We start from the raw sequence: 22296 nt of genomic DNA, 5'->3' as shown, positions 1-22296 counted from the left end.
TGATTCGACCCCTCCCGACCGTCACGCGAATGTCACATCCATCTGCTGTGCTGGCGCCCATCGCTTATTTGCCCAAGGACTCGCGGCCATGTTTTCCGTGCTCAAGCTTCACCGCTGGAAACTCTCCCTGTTGCTGATCGCCGCCAACCTCGGGCTGATCCTGCACCTGGCCTGCGGCGAATTGAAAAGCTTCAGCGAGTGGGTGTGGCTGGATATCTTTGGCGAAGGCGGTTCCGCCCTCCTCGCCCTGGTCTGGCTGGGCCTGGTGCTGAAAAGCCGCCCCGCCGGACGCGTCACCCAATACCTGGCGCTGGGCCTGTCGTGCATCTTCTTCTCCTGGTGGATCGACAGCCTCGACGAATTTATCCGCCTGCCCGACAGCATCACCTGGGACCACTGGCTGGAGTCAGGGCCGATGCCGGTGGGCATGATCCTGCTGACGATCGGCATCTACCACTGGCACCGCGAACAACTGGCGATCAGCGCGCAGATGGAAAAACGCGAACGCTTGTTCCGCGAGCATCGGTTGTTCGACAAACTCACGCCATTGGCCGGCGCCGATTACCTCAAGCGCCAGTTGGCCGACAGCCTGCAAGACAGCCACGACCAGCAGCAACCGCTGTCATTGCTGGCCCTGGACCTGGACAACTTCGCCGCCATCAATCGGGCCTACGGGCATGCCGAAGGCGACGCGGTCTTGCAGGCCCTCAGCCATTTGTTGCTGCTCAACTTGCGCCGCCAGGACCTGCTGTGTCGCCTGGCGGGTGACCGTTTTGTGGTGCTGTTGCCCAACACCGGCGAGCGCCAGGCCAAGGAACTCGCGCTGGAGTTGCAACACGCGGTAGGCGGCCTCGCGCACAAAACCCGGCTGCACGGTGAACGCTTGCAACTGGCGGCGACGACTGCTGTGGTCATGGCCCTGGACGAGCCACCCCATGACTTGCTCAAGCGCCTCAACCTGGCCCTGGCCAGGGCCAAGCAACCCTTGGCGAAAAGTGCCTGAGATGGCCGTCAAGACCCGTTGGTATGAAGCCGACAGCCGCTTCATACCGGGGCACTACCAACCGGCCACGCTGATCGACCTGGCCTTGTCCCGGGATATCGACAGCCATCGCCTGCTGCGCGGCACCGGGCTGTTCCACGAGGATATCCTCGCCGGTACGGCACGCCTCAGCCCGCAGCAGTTCCTCGGATTGATCGGCAACAGCCGTAAATGGCTCGACGCCGACGACAGCAGTTTTCTCTTTGGTCAGCGACTGTTGCCGGGCTATTACGGCGCAGCCAGCCATGCCCTGGGCCATGCGCAGAACCTGCACCAGGCGCTGGAGATCCTGATCCAGCAACAAGTGTTGCTCAGCCCGTTGGTCACGCTGCAACTGGAGCTGGATGACCACCACGCCTACCTGTACTGGTTAGACAGTTGCGGCGCCGGTGAGCATTGGCGCTTTTTGCTCGAGGCCAGCATGACCTCGCTGGTTGCCATGAGCCAATGGCTCGGTGGGGAGCGGCTGCCATGGGTGTGCAGTTTCAGCCATGCCGAACCGCGTTACGTCGAGCAATACTGGGTGCACCTCGGCGAAGAGACGCGCTTCGAGCGGCCGCTGGACATGATGAGTATCTCGCGTGAACACCTCACCCGCGCCTGGCCGGGTGCCTCCGCCACCGCCGGCCAGGTGGCGCGCCAGCAGGCCCGCGAGCAGATCGAACAGCTGGGCTTTGCGGGCAGTTTCCTCGACTGCCTCTACGACTATCTACGCGAGCACGTGCGCCAACCGCCAAGCCTGGAACAGGCCGCGCACGCCTTCGCCATGAGCCCGGCAACCCTCAAGCGCAAACTGCACAAGCACAACACCGGCTTTCAGCAACAGGTCGACCGTGTGCGCAAGCAGGTGGCGTTGCACCTGTATCAGGTCAAGGGCTACAGCAATGATGAAGTGGCGGCCTACCTCAACTTCAACGACGCGGCGAACTTCCGTCGCTCGTTCAAGCGCTGGACCGGCAGCACACCCAACCTGATCCGCCAGCTGTTCAACAGCCGCTAGCCAGGCGTTCGCGCAAAAACTCCACCAGCGCCTGGACCGGCCGCGAGCCTTGCCGGTGCTGCGGGTACACCGCCGACAGCGTCAGGGCCTCGGGGGCGAAGTCATCCAGGACACTCACCAGGCGTCCCTCCTTCAAGGCGTCGCCGATGATAAAGGTCGGCAGGTACGTCACGCCCAAGCCGGCAATAGCGGTGTCGCGCAGCAGGTCGCCGTTGTTCACGCGCATGCGCCCAGTAACATTCAGCGCCTGCACCTTGCCCTTGAAGCGCCACTGCACCTGGCGGCCATGGCCGTAGGGCAGGCAATCGTGCTCGGCAAGGTCATCGGGCTTTTGCGGCGTACCGCGCCGGGCCAGGTAGTCGGGGCTGGCGCAATACACCCGCGGGATGCTGGCGATACGGCGGGCAATCAGGGTGGAATCTTCCAGGGTGCCAATGCGCAGCACCAGGTCATAGCCTTCGCCGATCAGATCCACGGGACGGTCGCTCAAGTCGACCTCCACCGACACTTGGGGATGGCGCTGCAAGAACAGCGGCAACAGGCAGCCCAGGTGCGCCATGGCAAACGACAACGGCGCACTGAGGCGAATGGTGCCGCGAGGCTCGCTGTTCTGGCCGGCGATGCCCTGCTCCACTTGCTCGACTTCACCGAGCAGGCGCAAGGCGGATTCGTAGTAGCTCTGGCCGAGTGGCGTGACATCCAGTCGGCGCGTGGAACGGTTGAGCAGGCGAACGCCCAGGCGGTCTTCCAGTTGGATCAGGCGGCGGCTGACGAACTGCTTGGACAGGCCCAACTGTTCGGCGGCGGCGGTGAAACTGCCGGATTCCATGACCTGGCAAAACAGGCGCATGTCTTCGAAGGGGTTCATTGTCGCTTCTCAGTAGACATTTGGCTGGTTTATAGCCTGTCAGTGGCCACACCACAAACCAAAATGTGAGAGCGGGCTTGCCCGCGAATGCGGTGGATCAGTCCATTAATCTGTCGACTGGTACTCCGTATTCGCGAGCAAGCCCGCTCCCACACGTGAGCAGCGGCGTTATGCAGAACGGGTTACTTGGCCGTGAACGCCGAGTAGCTGTTCATCAGGTTGCGGTAGTTGGGGATGCGTGGCGACAGCAGGTTGGCCAGGCCTTCCATGTCGTTGCGCCAGTCCACTTGCAGCTCACAGGCTACGGCGAACCAGTTCACCAGTTGCGCACCGGCGGCGGTCATGCGCGCCCAGGCAGCTTGTTGCACGGTTTCGTTGAAAGTGCCGGAGGCGTCGGTGACCACGAACACTTCAAAGCCCTCATCGAGGGCGCACAGGGTCGGGAAGGCAACGCACACATCGGTCACCACGCCGGCAATGATGATCTGCTTGCGGCCGGTCGCCTTGACCGCCTTGACGAAATCCTCGTTATCCCAGGCGTTGATCTGGCCAGGGCGGGCGATGTAGGGCGCATCCGGGAACAACGCTTTGAGCTCTGGGACCAGGGGGCCATTAGGACCGCCTTCAAAACTGGTGGTCAGGATCGTCGGCAGGTTGAAGAACTTGGCAACGTCCGCCAGGGCCAGCACGTTGTTCTTGAATTCGTTCGGGGAGAAGTCCTGGACCAGCGAGATCAGGCCGGTCTGGTGATCGACCAACAGGACAACGGCATCATCTTTGTTCAAGCGCGAGTAAGTCATGGGGTAACTCCTTTGGGGGTTTGATTAGAAGGCAAAGCACGAGCAGCCAAACGCACCCCAGAAACCCTGGAAGTCGCTGACCGGCACGCTGGAAAGACGCGCTTTTTCATGGCTGTGGGCGTGCACGCCGCAGGGGCCACTGCACTGGTGCGCGTGAGCCTGCAACGGCGAACCCGGGCGCCAGTGCCCCGGTACCTTGACCACTGGCGACCAGTCCGGCAGCACCGGAACCCGTGGCGGCGCGTACTCGTCGAAATCGCCGGCGCCATAGACCACCTTGCCGCCGACCACGGTCAGTACCGATTCAATCCACTTGATCGCTTCTTCATCGACACTGAAGAAGTCCGCCGACAGTGCCGCCACGTCCGCCAACTGCCCGACCTTGATCTGGCCTTTCTTGCCCTGCTCGGACGAGAACCAGGCGCTGCCATGGGTAAACAGTTCCAGCGCCGTGAGGCGTGGCAGGCCTTCGGCGTGCAGCTCCAGGCCACCCACGGTACGGCCACTGACCATCCAGTACAGCGAGGTCCACGGGTTATAACTCGACACCCGCGTGGCGTCCGTGCCCGCGCCGACGGGCACGCCTTCAGCGAGCATGCGCTTGATCGGCGGCGTGGCTTCGGCGGCCTTGGCGCCGTAACGCTCGACGAAGTACTCGCCCTGGAACGCCATGCGGTCCTGGATCGCAATACCGCCACCGAGGGCGCGTACACGCTCGATATTGTTCGGCGTGATGGTCTCGGCGTGGTCGAAGAACCACGGCAAGCCGTTGAACGGGATGTCGCGGTTGACCTTCTCGAACACATCGAGCATGCGCGAAATGGACTCGTCATAGGTGGCGTGCAGGCGGAAAGGCCAGCGCTGCTCGACCAGATGACGCACCACCGGCTCCAGCTCCTGCTCCATGGTCAGCGGCAGGTCTGGACGTGGCTCAAGGAAATCCTCGAAGTCGGCCGCCGAGAACACCAGCATCTCGCCGGCGCCGTTGTGGCGCAGGTAATCATCGCCCTGGTGCAAGGTGACGCTGCCGGTCCAATTCTTGAAGTCGCTGAGCTCTTCCTTGGGCTTCTGGGTGAACAGGTTGTAGGCGATGCGCACCGTCAGTTGCTCATCCTTGGCCAGTTGCTCGATCACTGCGTAGTCATCGGGGTAGTTCTGGAAACCGCCGCCGGCATCGATGGCGCTGGTGAGCCCCAGGCGGTTGAGCTCACGCATGAACTGGCGGGTCGAGTTGACCTGGTATTCCAACGGCAGTTTCGGGCCTTTGGCGAGGGTCGAATACAGGATCATCGCGTTGGGCCGTGCCACCAGCATGCCGGTGGGGTTGCCATTGCCGTCACGCACGATCTCGCCACCCTGTGGGTTCGGCGTGTCCTTGGTGTAGCCGGCCACGCGCAGCGCAGCGCGGTTGAGCAAGGCGCGGTCGTACAGGTGCAGCACGAACACCGGGGTGTCTGGCGCGGCCTGGTTCAACTCTTCCAGGGTCGGCATGCGTTTTTCGGCGAACTGGAATTCGTTCCAGCCCCCCACCACACGCACCCACTGCGGGGTTGGCGTGCGGTCGGCCTGGTCCTTGAGCATGCGCAGGGCGTCGGCCAGGGACGGCACGCCTTCCCAGCGCAGTTCGAGGTTGTAGTTCAGGCCACCACGGATCAGGTGCAGGTGCGAGTCATTGAGGCCGGGGATCACAGTGCGGCCTTTGAGGTCGATGACCTGGGTGCCGCTGCCTCGCAAGGCCATGGCTTCACCGTCGGTGCCCACGGCGACAAAACGCCCTTCGCGGATAGCAACGGCAGTGGCGCGCGGGTTTTCACGGTCCACGGTGTGGAATTGGCCATTGAACAGAATCAGATCGGCGTTCATAGGGTTTCCTTTACAGAGGCTTCAAGCCAGGGAGCGAACAGGCGGGTGGCCGCCGGCATCAGCAGGTAGACCACCAGCAACACGATGGTCAGGGTCACCAGGAACGTGGCGACCACGTAGTTGGAGAGAAACGGGTGCAGGCGCAGCACCGGGCCCCACACGATAGGCACCAGCAACGTCAGCGGCAGGATCACAAACAGGGTGACCACCGCCTGCTTCCAGCGCGGCGGCTTGGCGGCGCTTGGGGTTTCGGGGTTGAACCAGAATTCGTTGACCGCGCCGATTTCGGTGTTGTCGCCGTCGGCGAGCATGGGGGTGGCTTCGGCGATCAGGGCTTTGCGCTCGGGGGAGTCGAGCCAGGTTTCCAGGTCGTCGGTGGAGCGGTAGCGCAACACACAGGTGAACAGCGCCAGTTTGCCGTGCTTGCCACGCACCACATCGACGCCGAGGTGGCCAGGGCGTGCGCCGGCGATACGCACGATGCGGCGTAGCCAGGCCTCGTAGTCGGCCTCCAGGCCGGGTTTGACGAGGTGTTTGACCACTAGGGTGACGACTTCGTCGGGGCCTGGTTTTGCTGCTGGGTCCATGGGGTGTCCCTCTGCCTTGAAGATTCAGCGATGAGGGAGTGTGCGGGGGGATGGGGTGGGGAAAATTGGATGTACGTGCTGTTTGGAGGTGCGTGCGCCGCAGAATGGTTTTCTGTGGGAGCTGGCTTGCCTGCGATGCGGGCAACTTGGTACATCAGGTACACCCGGTTGATGCTTTCGCAGGCAAGCCAGCTCCCACCTTTGACCGAGTTCGACAGTCATAAACCGGTCGGCTCTTGGGGCCCTGCGCTTGGCTGAGTAGGTCAATCACCTACCTGCTTTTGTGTGGGAGCTGGCTTGCCTGCGATGCAGGCAACTCGGTACATCAGGCACACCGAGCCTGGGCGAGGTGCCGAGTATTTGGGCGAAGCGTTTTTGGTTACGTTTGGCGCTCTTCCAACGGTGAGCCGCTGTAGGAGCAGAACCAAATAGCCGCCGTGCCCTAAAAACGGGTATTCACCCCATCAAAAAACTATCAGACCACCCGAGCCATATGCTCCCCAATCCGCGCCCGCAACCACCGCTCCGCCGGGTCATTGTCATGCACCCCGCTCCACACCATCGACAACTCCGCCGCATCAATCGCAAACGGCGGATCCTCCGCACGCAAAGCAGTGCCCTCGGTCAAGGCACACGCCGCATAATCCGGCACCGTCGCAATGATCTGCGTCCCCGCCAGAAGCGCCCTTAGCCCGCTGAACTGCGGCACCGCCAATACCACCCTGCGCGAGCGGCCGATGCGCGCCAGGTCCAGGTCGATGTTGCCGCTCAAATCCCCGGAAAACGACACCATCGCATGCGGCCGCTCGCAGTAGTCATCCAGGGTCAGGGGTTCGGAACCGGTGTCCCCACGCAGCACCTTGCACGGAATATCCCGCAGCTTCTTGCGCTTGGCATTCGCCGGCAATTCCGTGGTGTAGCTGACGCCCACGGTGATTTCACCACTGGCCAGCAATGACGACATCAGCAGGTAATTGGCCCGGCGCACCACCACGATGATCCCCGGCGCTTCTTCACGCAGTTGGCTGAGCAACGGCGGGAACAAGCCGAACTCGGCATCGTCGGAGAGGCCGATACGGAACACCGCACAGCTGGTGGAAGGGTCGAAATCCTTGGCACGGCTGACCGCGCCGGAAATGGTGTCCATGGCCGGTTGCAACTCCTTGAGAATCGCCAAGGCGCGTGGCGTGGGCTCCATGCCCCGGCCGTTGCGCAGCAGTAATGGGTCGTCGAACAAGTCGCGCAATCGCCCCAGGGCCGCGCTGACCGCCGGTTGGCCCATGAAGAGTTTTTCGGCGACCCGGGTCAGGTTCTTTTCGAACATCAGCGCTTCGAAAATCACCAGCAGGTTCATGTCGACGCGGCGCAGGTCGTTGCGGTTCATGGTGGTACCCAAACGGTTGGCAAGCTCACAGATAAGCACGCAACCCGTTATCCGGATTGCATGCCTGTGCTGTCTTTTCCAAGCCTGCACCTGACGAAATTAACAACGATTAACTCGTCAGCCAAACGGTCCGGCAACAAGATTAGCCCGGTCTACACTGCATCCATCCACCGGGAACGCTCCCATCGACTGCGGAAAATTGTCATGGCCCGACTCGAGCAATATACCCCTCGCTTGTCCGCCACCGGTGGCTTGTGCCCCCGGCGCGAGCGTATCGCCAAGCAACTGATTCTGGCCAACCTCGGCGAAAGCCTGGCCATTGCCGACCTCGCCCAGGCGTGCGCATTGTCGCGCAGTCATTTTTCCAGGGCGTTCAAGTGCACCACCGGTTTGTCGCCGCAGGAATGGATCCGCGAGCAGCGCATCCAGCGGGCCAAGGAATTGATCACCGGTTCGAGCCTGAGCCTGACCCAAATCAGCCTCGAATGCGGGTTTTGCGACCAGGCGCACTTCTGTCATATGTTCACTCGCAGCGAAGGCGTCAACCCAATGACCTGGCGAAATCACCAATTGCGCCACAAGCCCCAAGTGATTGCGGCCTAGTGGTGTGTAGCTGGCTGGAATATGCTGGCCGCTCCCCCATTCCCAAGCATGGCCCCCATGAGTGACCTCAGCGACCAGGCTGTGCAATTCGGCCCCTACCGCATCCACCCGCGTCAACGCGTGGTGCTGGAAGCTGGCCGCCCGCTGCGCCTGGGGCGACGCGCGGTGGATATCCTGCTGATCCTGCTGGAGCAGGCCGGCAATGTGGTGAGCAAGCAGGAATTGATCGCCCGTGTGTGGCCCAAGAGCGTGGTGGAAGACGGCAACCTGCGGGTGCACATGGCGGCGTTGCGCAAGGCCTTGGGCGATGGCCAGGCCGGTCAGCGCTATATCGTCACGGTGGCCCAGCGTGGCTACAGTTTTGTCGCACCACTGAGCATCGAGCCGATGACGCTACCCGCCGAGGGTGCCCCACAGCGCCCGTGCCACAATTTGCCCTTGCGCCGAACCCGCATGATCGGTCGCCAGGCCTTGATCGACAGCCTGGTGCAGCGACTGCCTGAACAACGTTTCATCACCCTGACCGGTACTGGTGGCATTGGCAAGACCACCGTCGCCTTGCGTGTCGCGGAGTTGCTGATCGGGCATTACCGCGACGGTATCCGCCTGCTTGACCTGGCGCCCCTCAGCACGCCATCGATGATCCTGCCCAACCTCGCCGCCCTCCTGGACCTCACCCACGCCGGGCAAGAACCCCTGGTCGCGTTTGCGCGCAGCCTGCAGGATCGCCAGTTGCTGCTGGTGATCGACAACTGTGAGCACCTGCTGGACGACATCGCCCTGATCAGCGAAACCCTGCTGCGCCACGCGCCCAGGTTGCACATCCTGGCGACCAGCCGCGAGGCATTGCGCGCCGAAGGCGAGTACGTGCAGCGCCTGGACCCCCTGGCCTGCCCGCCTGCCACCGGCAATCGTGCCCAGGCACTGGGCTACCCGGCCCTGCAGTTGTTGATCGAGCGGGCCATGTCCCATCAGGACAACTTTGAGTTGAGCGAGGCCGAACTGCCGCTGGCGATTGATATCTGCCAGCGCCTGGACGGCATTCCCCTGGCCATCGAGCTGGTGGCGGCGCAGATCGAACACGTTGGCCTGCCCGGATTGCTGGTGCAGATGGAGGATAACTTCCGCCTGCTCACGCGCGGTCGGCGCAGCGCCCTGCCCCGTCATCAAACCCTGCGCGCCACGCTGGACTGGAGCTTCGAGCGGCTGACGGCCTGCGAGCAGATCTGCCTGCGGCGCCTGGCGGTGTTCCGGGGCGGGTTCAGCCTGGCCAGCGCGGCGGCGGTGATCGCCGGGGAGCAGGTCGCACCCACCGAGGTGCTGGGTTCGATCACGCAGTTGGTCGCCAAGTCCTTGCTCAATGTGGAGGCCGGTGATGACGAAATGGTCTATCGCCTGCTGGACATCACCCGCACCTATGCCTTGGAACAGCTCAGCGTCGCCAATGAGCTGGACGCCACCCGCGAGCGCCATGCCGGGCGCTGCCTGGCACTGATGGAGCAGGCGCGCGACGATTGGGAGCTGATTGCAACCCAAGCCTGGATCGACCGCTACGCCCCCCTGCGCGAAGACGTGCGTGCCGCCCTCGACTGGGGGCTGGCGGACGCGGGTGAACACCTGCTGGCGATCCGTCTGACAGTCAGCGCAATGCCGCTGTGGCAAGAGTTGTCGTTGCTCAGGGAGCACCGGTTGTATGTGGACAAGGCACTGGCGCTGATGGGCAAGGCCCGCTCGCCGTGCCCGCGGTTGACCATGCAACTGCAACTGGCGCTGGGCAGCCTGTCGTATCACGCCATGGGCGGTGCCCCGCAGACCATTGCCGCGTTTGCCAGTGCCCGGTGCCTGGCCGAGGAGCGCCAGGACGTAGCGGGACAACTGCGCGCGGTCTCGGGGCATATGGCGGTGAACCTGTGTGCGGGCCTGTATCGCCAGGCGCTGGCACAGAGCGTGCAGTTCGATCGACTCGACCCGCGCACCGACCCGCAACTGGACATCAGCGCCCAACGCCTACGCGTTCTGGCCCAGCATTACAACGGCAACCAGGCCCTCGCCCGGCACAACGCCGAGCAGGTGATCCAGCGCATGGCGCACAGCGGCCACCTCAACCGGTTTGCCCACGGTATCGGTGTGCAATACGACCAGAGCGTGGCGTCACTGACGGTGTTGGCGCGGATCCTGTGGCTGCAAGGTTTTCCCGAGCAAGCCTGGCGCACCGCCAGCCAGGCGTTGACGCTGGCGCAGCAAATCAATCATGGCACCTCCATCTGCTACACCCTGGCCCTGGCGACCGTGGTCATCGCCCGCTACAACGGGGACGTACACACCGCCCAATCCTTGCAGGCATTGCTGCTGGAGCATGCCCACAAGCATTCGGTGCAGTTGTTCCAGACCTGGTCGGGGCACTACGCCGGCACCCTCGGTCACAAGGACCTGCAAGGCCTGGGGCTGGTCCAGGACATCCTGGTCACCCTGGGTTCCCACGCAGTGGACGACTCGTGCGTCGAACGCGCCCGCACGGGCGACGCGGGCTGGTGCGCCCCGGAGATCTTGCGGGTCCGCGCCGACAGCATGACCGACGCCCGCGCAGCAGAGACACTGCTGTTGGAGGCCCTGGGCCTGGCCCACCAGCAAGGCGCGCTGGCCTGGGAGCTGCGTTGCGCAACGTCATTGGCGCGACGGTGGCAGGCCCAAGGTCGTGTGCAGGCCGCCAGCGATCTGCTGAACTCGATCTACGGGCGTTTCACCGAGGGCTTTGCCACCCCGGATCTAGTGCGCGTACGCCGCCTGCTCGACGAGTTGCAAGACAAACGGCCGGCCTGAATACGGTCCCAGGTAATGCCCATACCCCTGCTGCAAACGCGCCACCTGCACCGGGTCGCGCAAGTGCGCCAGTGCATAGCTGCGCACGCAATTGAGCAAGCGGTAGCGCGCATGGCCGGGGCCGGGTTCAAGGGTCAGCAGTGACGCGTCCACCAGCCGCCCCAGCAGGTAGGACAGGTCGGCGTGTTCCAGCTCGGTGCCGGCCACCAGTTCACTCAGGGTTGGCAGCGTCACCGCCATCTTGAACAACCCCAATTGCAGGAACAGCCAGCGCTCCGGCAGGCTCAGACGCTGGAAGGTCCAGTCCAGCGCCGCCGCCAGGGACTGATGACGTTCCACCGCCGTGCGCCGGCCCCGGGTCAGCACTTGCAGGCCCTTGCTCAACTGCTCCTGCAAGCCGCGCACGCCAAGGGCGTCGACTTGGGCGGCGGCCAGTTCCAAGGCCAAGGGGATGCCATCGAGGCGCCGGCAGATATCGCGCAGTGGCGCCAGGTCCTGGGGCCGCAACACAAACCCCTGCTGACCGGCACGAACGCGTGCCACGAACAGTTGCACCGCCGGGTAACTCATCGCCTGTTCGACGCTGCCCAGCGCCGCTGGTGCAGGCACCGCCAACCGAGGCACGCGTTGCACCCATTCGCCGGGAACGTGCAGGGCTTCTCGGCTGGTGACCAGCACGCTGACCAGAGGGGCTGTTTCCCGTAGTACGCGCACCAGGTGCCGGCAGGCGCCGAGCAGCAGGTCGGCGCCATCAAGCACCAGTAGGAGCTGGCGCGAAGCCAATTGGCGGCCCAGTTCGACAGCACTGGCACTGGGCTCAAGGTGCAGCACCGCGGCCAGGTGGCGCAGCAGGGTCACCGGCGCTTGGACGGTGGCCAGGTCGACCCACCACACGCCGTCGCGGTAGCGCGGCAACACACGTTCGGCCAACGCCAGGGCCAGGGTGCTTTTGCCAACGCCGGCGCAGCCGGTAAGGGTCATCAGGTTTTGCCCCGACAGGCGTCGCACCAGCACACCCAACAATGCCTCGCAGCCCATCACCGCGCTGAGTCGTGCCACCAGATTGTGCCGGGGCAGTGTGGCTAGCAGGCCACCTTGCACCTTGGCTGCGAAACAATAGCCCCGCTGGGGGTCGTTGAGGATATAGCGCTGTCCGTCAAGGGCGCGGCGCAAAGCCGCGATGTGCACGCGCAGGTTGTTCTCTTCCACCACGCTGTGCGGCCAGACCCGCTCGATCAGTGTCGCCTTGCTGAAAAATTGCCCAGGCGCTTCGAGCAGTACCGCGAGGATATCCAGCGCGCGTCCGCCCAACGGCACCGGCCAGCCAGCCTTGCTGACCAACCGTTGTTGCCGGTGAAAGACATAATCGCCGAAGCGAACCGTGCCATCCGCGTCAATCGCCTGGGGATTGTTCATCTGTGTCATAGCGCTGAAACACCCGGCCTTGGGCATCTGCGCATCCTTTTCCATGGGCTTGACGCTATCTTGCCAGTTGGCGTTGACAGGACAATGCTGGCACGGGGAGCGACACGGACAATCGGGTGCGCTAAACGGACATTCTGTCGTTAACTGAACTGCTGTCGGTATTGGGTCGGGTTGAGACCCAGTTTCTCGCTGAACAGAGAGCGCATATGCCGCACGCTGCCGAAACCTGCATGGAAAGCCACGGTCTTGAGCGGCAGGTCGGTGGTCTCCAGCAACTGCCGGGCACGGTCGATGCGCGCGCCTTGCAGGAAGGCCATGGGGGTCATCTGCACATCCTTGGCGAACAGCCGCGCAAAGTGGCGCGCGCTCATGCCGGCCATCGCGGCCATGGACTCGATGGTGAAAGGTTGGTCCAGATGCTCCAGCACATGGTTTTGCACGCGAGTAATCGCGGTTTCCTGGGGCGCTACCGCCGCCGTCATCGGGCTGAACTGGGCCTGCCCACCCTGGCGTTTCATCACCACCAGCAGCACCTTGGCCACTTCCACCGCAACCTGCTTGCCATGGTCCTGAGCCACCACCGACAGCGCCAGGTCGATACCCGCGGTGACCCCACCCGACGTGATCAGCCGCCCGTCCTGCAGATAGATACGATCAGTTTCGACCCTCGCCTGGGGGAATGCCTTGATCAGCCGTTCGGTGTAGTGCCAGTGGGTGGTCACGCGATGACCGTCCAGCAGGCCGGCATGCCCCAGTACAAAGGCCCCGGTGCAGATAGAACCAAAGCGCCGCGCCCTTGGGGTGGCCACCTGGAGCCAGGACAACAAGGCAGGGTGGCATTCGTTATAGGCACCGGGACCACCGGGTACCAGCAGCAAGTCGTAGCTGTCCTGAGCCTGGTCCAGCAACAGGTCGGCCTGCACCACCACGCCATTGGAGGCGCGCAACGGCCCGGGCTCGGTACCGATGGTGAGGATCTGGTAGTGCTGCGCCACCGGCAGGTAGCGATTGGCGATGGAGAACACTTCGAGCGGCCCGGCCATGTCGAGCAGCAGGAAGTCCGGAAACAGCGCCATGGCCACGGTTTTCATATCAGGTCAGGTCCATCGGAAAGGAAGGCGGCGGGCATTATGCCACGCTTGCAACTGTCAACTTAAAGGAGACAGTTATTCAATTTTTAGCCTCTTAATGAATTTCACAGTAACCATTAACCTTCTTCTCAACGCCGGAGCCCTGCATATCGCAGCCCGCTCCCACTTGAGGACAAGACCATGCTGACCCTTCGCAAAGCTTCCGAACGCGGCGCCGCCAATCACGGTTGGTTGAAGTCGTTCCACACCTTCTCGTTCGCCAACTACTGGAACCCGAATGAACAGGGTTTTTCCGACCTGCTGGTGATCAACGATGACCGCGTGGCGGCCGGCAAAGGCTTCGGCCAGCACCCGCACCGCGACATGGAGATCTTCTCCTATGTGCTGGAAGGCGCCCTGGAACACAAGGACACCCTGGGCACCGGTTCGGTGATCCGCCCTGGCGATGTGCAACTGATGAGCGCCGGCAGCGGCGTGGCCCACAGCGAGTTCAACCACAGCCAGGCCCGTGGCGTGCACTTCCTGCAGATCTGGATCGTGCCCGCCGTGGCGGGTGCCGAGCCACGTTATCAGCAGGAGCACTTCAGCGACGCGCAGAAACGTGGGCGCTTGCAGTTGATCATTTCGCCAGACGGCAACGACGGCTCCCTCAGCGTGCGTCAGGACGCACGAGTGTATGCTGGGCTCTTCGACGGTGACGAGGCCGCGACCCTGGACCTGCCACCGGAGCGCCATGTGTACATCCATGTGGCCCGGGGCAGTGTTGAAGTCAATGGCCAGCGCTTGCAGGAAGGCGACGGCGCCCGGGTCCGTGAGGAGCGGCAGATCCGCTTGAGCCACGGCGACGACGCCGAGGTGCTGGTGTTCGACCTGCGCCCGCAGGAACTGCCGCAGATGCCATGACCGGCCCTGTGATGGCTCGCCAGGACGAGCCATCGCTGGCGTCGATAGTCACCATCATTCCAATGAAGTTCTCTTAAAAAATGCAACGCGTAACATCAAACCCATACCCGGCAACACCCAACTAAAACACTCGGAGCACACTCTCATGAAACGCCAAATCTTGCTTAGCCTCGCTTTCTCGGTACTCGCTGCAAACGCATTCGCTCATCCTGTCGTGGCTGAAGGCGGTTCGGATCGCCTGATCGAAAGTCGTGTTGCCGAGGGCGGTTCCGACCGGCTGCAAGGTAACCGTGTTGCCGAAAACGGCTCGGACCGCCTGCTGGAACGTCGTGTAGCCGAAGGCGGTGCCGATCGTTTGCAAGAACGCGGCCTGGCTGAGGGCGGTGCTGATCGCCTGCAAGAACGCGGCCTGGCTGAAGGCGGTGCTGATCGCCTGCAAGAACGTGGCCTGGCTGAAGGTGGTGCTGATCGCCTGCAAGAACGTGGCCTGGCTGAAGGCGGTGCTGATCGCCTGCAAGGCAACAACGCATAATCCCGCGCTGCTGGCGGGAACCCCAAACCGGCCTGATCAGCCGGTTTTTTTTCGCCTGTGGTTTGGGGTTAATGCAGGTCGCGGTCCGCCCCTAGCACCGCCTTGCTGATCTGTTGCCGGTGACATCGCTGGATCAGGCCGGACGGACAAGGAATTTCTTGCGATACGCCGCCGGCAACAGGCCCACCCGTTGCTGGAACAGCCGGCGAAACGAGTTGCTGTCTTCATAGCCGACCGCGTAGGTGATGCTTTCCAGGGTCATGCGGGTCGACTCCAGCATTTGCTTGGCCCGCTCCAGGCGCAGGGTTTGCAGGTAAGCAATCGGTGTGTAACCAGTGGCCTCCTTGAAGCGCCGCTTGAAATTGCGCACGCCGAAACCGAAACGTCGAGCCACGTCGTCGATGACCAACGGCTCAGCAAAGTGCTGCTCCAGCCAGTACTGCACGCGCAAGATCTCGCTGTCACCATGGCTTTTGGGCAGCGACCACATGGCATACACCGATTGCTCGCTGCGCACATTATCGATCAGCAGGTATTTACCGCAGGTGTGGGCCAGCTCCGGCGAGCCGAAACGGCGGATCAGGTGCAGCATCAGGTCCATCGCTGCACTGGCGCCGCCGCTGGTGATCACGCGGTTCTCTTCGCAGAGGATCTGCGTGTCATCCAGGTTCACGTCCGCGTAGCGTCGACGAAACAGCTCCGCCAGTGCCCAGTGGGTCGTGGCGCGCAGGCCCAGCAACACACCCGATTCAGCCAACAGAAAGGCCGCCGTGCACATCGACGCCAATACCGCACCGCTTGCGTGTTGGTCGCGCAACCAGGCGGCATAGGCCGGAAACGTCGGCAGCGCTTCCTTCAAGGTGAACAGAAACCCTGGAACCAGTACCAGGTCGGTACGCGCGATCTGCGCTATCGAGCAGTCCACCTGCAAACGCTGGCCGCCCCAGGCATCCACGGCCTGGCCATCCAGGGAGGCAACCGCTACGTCGAAGGGCGAGCTGTCGGCAAACAGGTTGGCGGCGCTGAGCATCTCCAGGGCCATGGTGGCACTGGCGGCGGAGCAGCGATCGGCCAGGAGCAAAGTGATGTGCATGACGGGAATCCGGTTGCGCTTTTCGCATGTAATAAGTCATTTGTGCACCTACCTTAGCCGATTCCACGCCTCTACAGTGCTGCCACTGATCAACTGTCTGGCGTCTTTATGAATCTCTGGTTTCGCTTGCTCTTCATGCTGTCCCGACGCCCCTGGCGCAAACCCGTGCACGGCCTGGCCACCACCGTGGTGCGCATGCGCGTCTGGCCGCTGGACCTGGATATCAACCGGCATGTTACCAATGGCCGCTATTTTTCCCTGGCGGACGTTGCACGCATGGATTTTGTGTTGCGCACCGGCGCCTTTCGCGTGGCACTGCGCAACAAGGCGCTGCCGATCGTGGGCGACACCTGGGGCAAGTTCCGCCGGGAGTTGAAGCTGTTTGAAGTCTTCGAGGTGCACACCCGCATGCTCGGCTGGGACCCTAAGTGGAGCCTGATGGAGCACCGCTTTTTCAGCAACGGCCGGGTGGTCGGCGTGGTGGTGATGCGCGGACTGTTCCGCTCGGCCAAGGGCACCCTGCCGCCGAGCGATTTTGTGCGCGAGCTGGGCCTGGATGAAACATCGCCACCGCTGCCGCAGTGGCTCAGCGATTGGGCGCACAGCTGTGATGAAATGAGTGTTCAGTTACGCGGGGAGCAGCAGGCTTGAGTGCGTTTAGATCGCCTTCGCAGGCAAGCCGGTGCCCACATCGAGCGCGTTCAGCCCAAGAGTTCGGACAGGCCCAGGTGCTCGCGCAGCGTCGACCCTTCGTACGCCCTGCGGAACAACCCCTTGCGCTGCAAATGCGGAATCACGCTCTCGACAAACTCCGTGAATGAGCCCGGCAAGTACCCCGGAGAAATCACAAACCCATCGCAACCACCCTGTTCGAACAGCTCGGCCAACTGGTCGGCCACCTGCGCCCCGGTACCGACCAATTGCGGCACTCGCACGCTGCTGGCGAAGATCCGCCCGAGTGCTTCCAGGGTGGTTTCGGGGCCCTGCATCAAGAGCTTTTCAGCTGCAGCCGGGTGGATCAATGGGGACTGGGCGATCTCGGCCAATGTCGCGCTTAGCGGGAATGGCGACAGGTCCACATTCAACTGCGAGGCCAATGTCACCAGCCCCAACTCTGGGCGTGCCAGCGCGTTGTGCTGATCGCGCTTGGCCCGGGCCTCGGCTTCGCTGCCGCCAATGAACGGCATCACCGCCGTCAGCACTTTGCAGCTATCGGCCTCGCGACCTTGCTGCACCACCTGGGCGCGCACGTCGTCACGGAACGCGCGCATGGCCGCCAAATGCGGGTGAATGGTGAAGATCGCCTCGGCCCAACGCGCGCCAAAGCGCCGGCCACGTCCGGAAGATCCGGCCTGGATCAGCACCGGCCGGCCCTGGGGCGTGCGCGGAATATTCAACGGGCCTTCAACCTTGAACCACTCACCCTGATGCTGCACCGAACGGATCAGCTCGGGGTCCGCCAGCACACCGCTTTGCCGATCCAGCTTCAGCGCGTCCTTGCCCCAGCTGTTCCAGAGCTTCAACGCGACTTCGACAAACTCATCGGCGCGGTCGTAGCGCAGATCGTGTTCCAGGTGCTTGTCCTTGCCAAACAGACGCCCTTCGCTGTCGTTCATCGAGGTGACGATATTCCACGCCGCGCGGCCCTTGGACAGGTGATCGAGGGTGGCGAATTCACGGGCGATGTGCGCCGGTTCGTAGTAGGTGGTGGAACGTGTCGCGCCCAGGCCCAGCTTGCTGGTTTTACCGACCAGGTAAGACAGGATCGGCAACGGGTCCAGGCGCGTAGCGTCCTGAGCGCCGTAGCGCAAGGCGAACTCGCGGGAGCCGCCCATTTGATCGCCCACGGCCAGGCGGTCGGCGAAGAACAGGAAGTCGAACAACCCCTCCTCCACCACCTTGGCCACGCGTGCGTAGTACTCGGGGTCGAGGTAGTTGCCGACGGTTTCCGGGTGGCGCCACACCGCATGGCTGTGCACCACTGGCCCACTCAACAAGAACGCGGATAAATGGATTTGGCGGCTCATGGCTTGGGTGTCCATACGGTGATGTCGTTGATCTTCAACGCCTTGGGGATCAGCTTGGCGGCGTGGTAGGTGTCGGCGATGCGCTGTTGCTCGGCGAGGTTTTCCAGCTTGACCGGGATGATGTCGTAGCTGCGGCGGCTATTGGCGCGCTCCACCGTGGCCGGGGCAATATTGCCCCACAGCGGGCCGAGGATGTCGGCGGCCTCCTTGGGATGGGCCTTCACCCAATGACCGGTTTCGCGCAGGGTGTCAAAGGTCACCTGCAACACGTCTGGGTGGGCCTTGGCGAACTTCGTCGTTGCCAGGTAGAAACGGTTGTAGTCGGCCAGGCCGTCCTTGCCGTCGGCGATCACCCGTACGTGGTGATCCAGTTCTTGGCTGGCGAGGAACGGGTCCCAGATCACCCAGGCATCGACACTGCCATTGGCGAAGGCCGCACCGCCGTCCGGTGCTTCCAGGTAACGCGGGGTGATATCCGCCAGGGTCAACCCAGCCTTTTTCAGCGCGCGGATCAGCAGGTAGTTGCTGCCCGAGCCCTTGGACACGGCGACGGTCTTGCCCTTGAGGTCGGCGATGCTGTGGATCGGTGATGGGTCCTGGACGATGATTGCCTGGGCGCCCGGCGATGAGTTTTCCTGGGCGTAATAGGTCAACGGTGCATCGGCGGCCTGGGTGAACAGCGCGAACGCGTCCGCCACATCCGCATGCAGGTCGACGCTACCGGCGTTCAACGAGCTGAGCAGGCCGGTGCTGAATTCGTGCCAGTTCACTGTGAAACCGAGGGGCTTGAGGCGCTGCTCCAACTGGCCATTTTGCTTGAGCAGGATCCAAAGGGTCGAAGAACGCTGATAGCTGATATCCAGGGTTTGCTCGGCATGGGCCGCCGCTGCGGCGAACAATAGACTGGCGGCGACGATAAGTGTCTTGAACGTCATGAAGGGCCTTGGCGTGGGTGTGGGAAAGACGGCTGCCTATGCCAAAAAACCGCGTAAGGCCGCTCAGCAGCGTCAACTCGATTATATTAATGACGGCAAAATATGAAAGAACCCTATAATTCTATCGTTATGCCCAATTCATCGGATCCGCGAAAAAGCGCCCTAAGCTAAGACCGAAAGAGTATTTAACGAATATTTTTTTGAACTTTAAGCTCGGGATTATTTCGTTAGATATCGAGCACGCCATGTCCATTCGTCGTCCCCTCGCCGCCGTACTCGGGTTGCTGGCCTTTTCTGTCGCCGTCAGCGCCGACGCCCAAGAAACCGTGCGCATCGGTTACCAGAAATCCTCGACCCTGATCACCCTGCTGAAAACCCAGGGCACCCTGGAAAAAGCCCTCAAGGCCGACAACATCGACGTGAGCTGGCACGAGTTCCCCAGCGGCCTGCCGCTGCTGGAGGCGTTGAACGTGGGCAACGTCGACATCAGCGCCGACGTGGCCGACACCGTGCCGATCTTCGCCCAGGCGGCCCAGGCCAAACTCACCTACTTCGCCCAGGAGGCGCCCTCGCCTTCAGCCCAGGCCATCGTGGTGCGCAAGGACTCGCCGATCCAGCAATTGGCGGACCTCAAGGGCAAGAAGATCGCAGTCACCAAGGCGGCCGGCACGCACTACTTGCTGATTGCCGCACTGGCCAAGGCGGGCCTGGCCTTTTCGGATATCGAGCCCGCCTACCTGTCGCCCGCCGATGGCCGCGCAGCGTTCGAGAACAACAAGGTGGATGCTTGGGTCACCTGGGAACCCTTCCTCACCAGGGTGCAACGCCAACTGCCCACGCGCACCCTGGCGGATGGCGCCGGGCTGGCCAGCTACAAGCGCTACTACCTCACCGGCACGCCCTACGCCAAGGCGCACCCGGAGGTGTTGAAGGTGGTGTATGAACAGTTGGAAAAGGCCGGCCGATGGGTAAAAACCCACCCACAGGACGCAGCAAGCGTGCTCGGCCCGCTGTGGGGCAACCTCGATGTGGCGACCGTTGAAGCGGCCAATGCGCACCGCAGTTATCAGGTGCAGCCGGTAACGATCGATCAATTGGGCGAACAGCAAAAGATTGCCGATGCCTTCTTCAAGGCAGGGTTGTTACCCAAGGCCGTGGACGCCCAGGATGTGCAGACCTGGAAGCCTTGAGGACACAACAGGAACCACTCGCCACCTGCGAAAGGTGGCATACAGGCCCCTCCCCCCACCCACGATGCGAAGCGAGCCGCTCTTGATCTTGCCTTTGATCGTGCTTCTGATCTGAGCCGCCCCATCAAACACGCTGGCCGGAATTCGACAGGGATTTGGGGGGTAAACCGGCAGGGATGCCGGTTTAGCCGCCCCGCGCCATGGAGGGCGCGTGGCGGCGGCCCCCCAAATCCCTGTCGGATTACGGGCACACCGAGCGTGAGCGAGGTGCCGAGTGTTGGGGCAAGAGCGTTTTGCTTACTTTTGCGCTGTTCAAAAGTGAGCCGCTGTAAGAGCGGAACCCAGGGTGGCCGTTACCTAAATAACGGATATGTACCCGGTCTGATCCAACATCCAGGTCGGCTGTCAGGCCGCCTTCGCGGGCAAGCCCGCTCCCACAGTTGGATCGTGGGGTGACAGTTAGATGGTGGTTGGCTGTCGGGCCGTCTTCGCGAGCAAGCCCGCTCCCACAGTTGGGTCGTGGGGTGACAGGCAGATAGTGGTTGGCTGTCGGGCCGCTTTCGCGGGCAAGCCCGCTCCCACATGTTTGGATCGCGGGGGATCCGTTACATCTCGCCACAAGCCCAGCGCCGTACCAGCACCTGTGCATCCCGTTCACAACAGTGCCCGGGCCAAAGCCTTTTTCCACGCCGAATATCGCCCAGCCATCGCAGGGTCATCCTGCGGCTCGAACCGCTCCCGCTGACGCTCCAACTGCCCCAGCGCGTCATCACTGGACCACACCCCCAACGCCCGCCCCGCAAGGTGCGCCGCGCCCAGCGCCGAGACTTCGGGCGACAGGCTGCGCACCACCGGGCGTTGCAGCAGGTTGGCCAGGAACTGCATCAGCCAACGGTTGCGCGTCGCGCCGCCGTCCACCCATAGCTCTTTTAATGGGCTGCCGATGTCCTGCTGCATGGCTTCGAATACATCCCGGATCTGATAACCGATGGACTCCAGCGAGGCCCGCAGGATATGGGCGCCGGAGGTGGCTTCGGTCAGCCCGCAGATCAAGCCACGTGCATCGGCCTGCCAGTGCGGCGCGCCCAGCCCGGACAGCGCGGGCACAAAATATACGCCGCCGTTGTCCGGCAGTTGCGCGGCTTGCTCGGTGAGGGCATCCAGGGATTCACCCGCCACCAGGCGCGAGGCCCACTGTACGGCGGCGCCGGTGTGGACGATATTGCCTTCCATACCGAAAGTGGGTTGACCGCCGTCATGCCAGGCCAGTGTGGTGGACAGCCCGTGGGTCGACGCAATCGGCCCGCTCATGGGCGTCATCAAGGACGAACCGGTGCCAAGCGTCGCCTTCACCAGCCCCGGCGCAAACCCGCCCTGCCCATACAGCGCAGCGTGGGAGTCGCCGATCATCGACATCACCGGGATACCCGCGGGCAAACCACCCACCGCGACGGTTTCAGCAAAAAAGCCGGCGCTCGGCTGGATCGGGGCCAATGCGACCAACGGAATCTTGAACAGCGCCAACAGCGCTGGGTCCCAGGCACAGGTGTGCAGGTTGAACAGTTGAGTACGCGCCGCGTTGGAGAAGTCAGTGGCGAACACTTGGCCGCCGCTGAGTTTCCACAGCAGCCAGCTGTCCACCGTGCCCAGGCAGATATCGCCGGCGGCAGCCCGCGCGTGGCCGTCCTCAAGGTGGTCGAGAATCCAGCGAAACTTGCCTGCCGAAAACATCGGGTCCAACGCCAACCCGGTCTTTTCCAGAATCAATGCCTCATGACCCTGCTCATGCAATTGGGCACATAGCGCGGTGGAGCGCCGGCATTGCCAACTGATGCACGGCGACAGGGCTTCGCCGGTACGACGGTCCCAGGCCACCACCGATTCACGCTGGTTGCTGATAGCCAGGGCGGTGACAGGCCGATCGACCTGGGCCAGGCACTCCTCAATGGCGGCCAGGGTGCTGTGCCAGATCAGCAGCGGGTCCTGTTCGGAAAACCCAGGCTGCGGATGATGGATGCTCAGCGCCCGCGAGCCCCGGGCAATCACCTGCCCGCGTTCGTTGACCAGCACCGCCTTGGCGTTGCTGGTGCCTTCATCTATCGCCAGTATCAGCGGAGTGTCGTTGGTCATCGC

Annotated in this window: 19 protein-coding genes; 8 read left to right on the top strand and 11 right to left on the bottom strand. The window is 63.0% G+C overall.

Annotation, left to right across the window (positions count from 1 at the left end; genetic code table 11):
• Window positions 1-88: 88 nt before the first annotated feature.
• Both CQ002_RS16835 and CQ002_RS16830 read left to right on the top strand, forming a co-directional pair.
• Window positions 89-1003 carry a GGDEF domain-containing protein gene (locus tag CQ002_RS16835; protein ID WP_105162460.1) on the top strand — a complete coding sequence of 305 codons (915 nt, stop codon included), beginning with the start codon at window positions 89-91 and terminating at the stop codon, window positions 1001-1003.
• Between the two features lies 1 nt (window position 1004).
• Window positions 1005-2042 carry an AraC family transcriptional regulator gene (locus CQ002_RS16830; protein ID WP_034106472.1) on the top strand — a complete coding sequence of 346 codons (1038 nt, stop codon included), beginning with the start codon at window positions 1005-1007 and terminating at the stop codon, window positions 2040-2042.
• On the opposite strand, the gene CQ002_RS16825 is transcribed toward CQ002_RS16830, so the two are convergent.
• From CQ002_RS16825 to CQ002_RS16800, 5 genes are all read right to left on the bottom strand, one after another.
• On the bottom strand, window positions 2029-2910 hold the full coding sequence (locus CQ002_RS16825) for a LysR family transcriptional regulator (protein ID WP_034106473.1): 882 nt from the start codon (window positions 2908-2910) through the stop codon (window positions 2029-2031). The two genes, CQ002_RS16830 and CQ002_RS16825, sit on opposite strands and share 14 nt — an antisense overlap.
• 182 nt (window positions 2911-3092) lie before the next feature.
• Window positions 3093-3710 (bottom strand): isochorismate family cysteine hydrolase YcaC, encoded by a 618-nt coding sequence (ycaC, locus tag CQ002_RS16820; RefSeq protein ID WP_034106475.1) that lies wholly within the window; start codon window positions 3708-3710, stop codon window positions 3093-3095.
• Between the two features lie 24 nt (window positions 3711-3734).
• Window positions 3735-5573 carry an amidohydrolase gene (locus CQ002_RS16815; RefSeq protein ID WP_105162461.1) on the bottom strand — a complete coding sequence of 613 codons (1839 nt, stop codon included), beginning with the start codon at window positions 5571-5573 and terminating at the stop codon, window positions 3735-3737.
• Complete coding sequence (locus CQ002_RS16810) at window positions 5570-6160, bottom strand: antibiotic biosynthesis monooxygenase (protein WP_105162462.1); 591 nt, start codon at window positions 6158-6160, stop codon at window positions 5570-5572. The genes CQ002_RS16815 and CQ002_RS16810 overlap by 4 nt, the downstream gene beginning before the upstream one ends.
• A gap of 475 nt (window positions 6161-6635) precedes the next feature.
• Window positions 6636-7544: a LysR family transcriptional regulator gene (locus CQ002_RS16800; RefSeq protein ID WP_034106552.1), complete on the bottom strand. Its 909-nt coding sequence runs from the start codon at window positions 7542-7544 to the stop codon at window positions 6636-6638.
• 204 nt (window positions 7545-7748) lie between these two features.
• On the opposite strand from CQ002_RS16800, the gene CQ002_RS16795 reads away from it, so the two are divergent.
• Both CQ002_RS16795 and CQ002_RS16790 read left to right on the top strand, forming a co-directional pair.
• On the top strand, window positions 7749-8147 hold the full coding sequence (locus CQ002_RS16795) for a helix-turn-helix domain-containing protein (protein WP_034106482.1): 399 nt from the start codon (window positions 7749-7751) through the stop codon (window positions 8145-8147).
• Window positions 8148-8204: 57 nt separating this feature from the next.
• Window positions 8205-10967, top strand: a complete 2763-nt coding sequence (locus CQ002_RS16790; RefSeq protein WP_105163142.1) for a winged helix-turn-helix domain-containing protein — start codon at window positions 8205-8207, stop codon at window positions 10965-10967.
• On the opposite strand, the gene CQ002_RS16785 is transcribed toward CQ002_RS16790, so the two are convergent.
• Window positions 10914-12437 (bottom strand): winged helix-turn-helix domain-containing protein, encoded by a 1524-nt coding sequence (locus CQ002_RS16785; protein ID WP_034106484.1) that lies wholly within the window; start codon window positions 12435-12437, stop codon window positions 10914-10916. The two genes, CQ002_RS16790 and CQ002_RS16785, sit on opposite strands and share 54 nt — an antisense overlap.
• 95 nt (window positions 12438-12532) lie before the next feature.
• On the bottom strand, window positions 12533-13483 hold the full coding sequence (locus tag CQ002_RS16780; protein ID WP_105162463.1) for a GlxA family transcriptional regulator: 951 nt from the start codon (window positions 13481-13483) through the stop codon (window positions 12533-12535).
• A gap of 180 nt (window positions 13484-13663) precedes the next feature.
• Between CQ002_RS16780 and CQ002_RS16775 the strand changes: the two genes are divergently transcribed.
• Window positions 13664-14386, top strand: a complete 723-nt coding sequence (locus CQ002_RS16775; RefSeq protein ID WP_105162464.1) for a pirin family protein — start codon at window positions 13664-13666, stop codon at window positions 14384-14386.
• Between the two features lie 145 nt (window positions 14387-14531).
• On the top strand, window positions 14532-14918 hold the full coding sequence (locus CQ002_RS16770; RefSeq protein ID WP_069077567.1) for a hypothetical protein: 387 nt from the start codon (window positions 14532-14534) through the stop codon (window positions 14916-14918).
• Window positions 14919-15051: 133 nt separating this feature from the next.
• Here the strand turns inward: CQ002_RS16770 and CQ002_RS16765 are convergent, their stop codons facing one another.
• Window positions 15052-16011 (bottom strand): GlxA family transcriptional regulator, encoded by a 960-nt coding sequence (locus tag CQ002_RS16765; protein WP_105162465.1) that lies wholly within the window; start codon window positions 16009-16011, stop codon window positions 15052-15054.
• A 108-nt stretch (window positions 16012-16119) separates the two neighbouring features.
• Here CQ002_RS16765 and CQ002_RS16760 point away from each other — a divergent pair, with 108 nt between their 5' ends.
• The gene (locus CQ002_RS16760) at window positions 16120-16662 is read left to right on the top strand and encodes an acyl-CoA thioesterase (RefSeq protein ID WP_105162466.1); all 543 of its coding nucleotides are present in this window, start codon (window positions 16120-16122) and stop codon (window positions 16660-16662) included.
• A 50-nt stretch (window positions 16663-16712) separates the two neighbouring features.
• Here CQ002_RS16760 and CQ002_RS16755 read toward each other — a convergent pair whose 3' ends face one another.
• A complete protein-coding gene (locus CQ002_RS16755) occupies window positions 16713-18038 on the bottom strand; it encodes an LLM class flavin-dependent oxidoreductase (protein ID WP_069077565.1) in 1326 nt (441 codons plus the stop codon).
• Window positions 18035-18973, bottom strand: coding sequence for an aliphatic sulfonate ABC transporter substrate-binding protein (locus tag CQ002_RS16750; protein WP_105162467.1), 939 nt, complete (start codon window positions 18971-18973; stop codon window positions 18035-18037). The genes CQ002_RS16755 and CQ002_RS16750 overlap by 4 nt, the downstream gene beginning before the upstream one ends.
• 245 nt (window positions 18974-19218) lie before the next feature.
• Between CQ002_RS16750 and CQ002_RS16745 the strand changes: the two genes are divergently transcribed.
• Entirely contained in the window at window positions 19219-20163 is a 945-nt protein-coding gene (locus CQ002_RS16745; RefSeq protein ID WP_105162468.1) for an aliphatic sulfonate ABC transporter substrate-binding protein, read from the top strand.
• A gap of 654 nt (window positions 20164-20817) precedes the next feature.
• Here the strand turns inward: CQ002_RS16745 and CQ002_RS16740 are convergent.
• Complete coding sequence (locus CQ002_RS16740; RefSeq protein ID WP_105162469.1) at window positions 20818-22293, bottom strand: FGGY family carbohydrate kinase; 1476 nt, start codon at window positions 22291-22293, stop codon at window positions 20818-20820.
• Window positions 22294-22296: the final 3 nt, after the last annotated feature.

It is taken from the genome of Pseudomonas sp. MYb13 (assembly GCF_002980075.1).
Classification (GTDB): domain Bacteria; phylum Pseudomonadota; class Gammaproteobacteria; order Pseudomonadales; family Pseudomonadaceae; genus Aquipseudomonas; species Aquipseudomonas lurida.
Note: the sequence above shows the minus strand (reverse complement) of the source record. Positions and strands in the feature narration are given on the sequence as shown.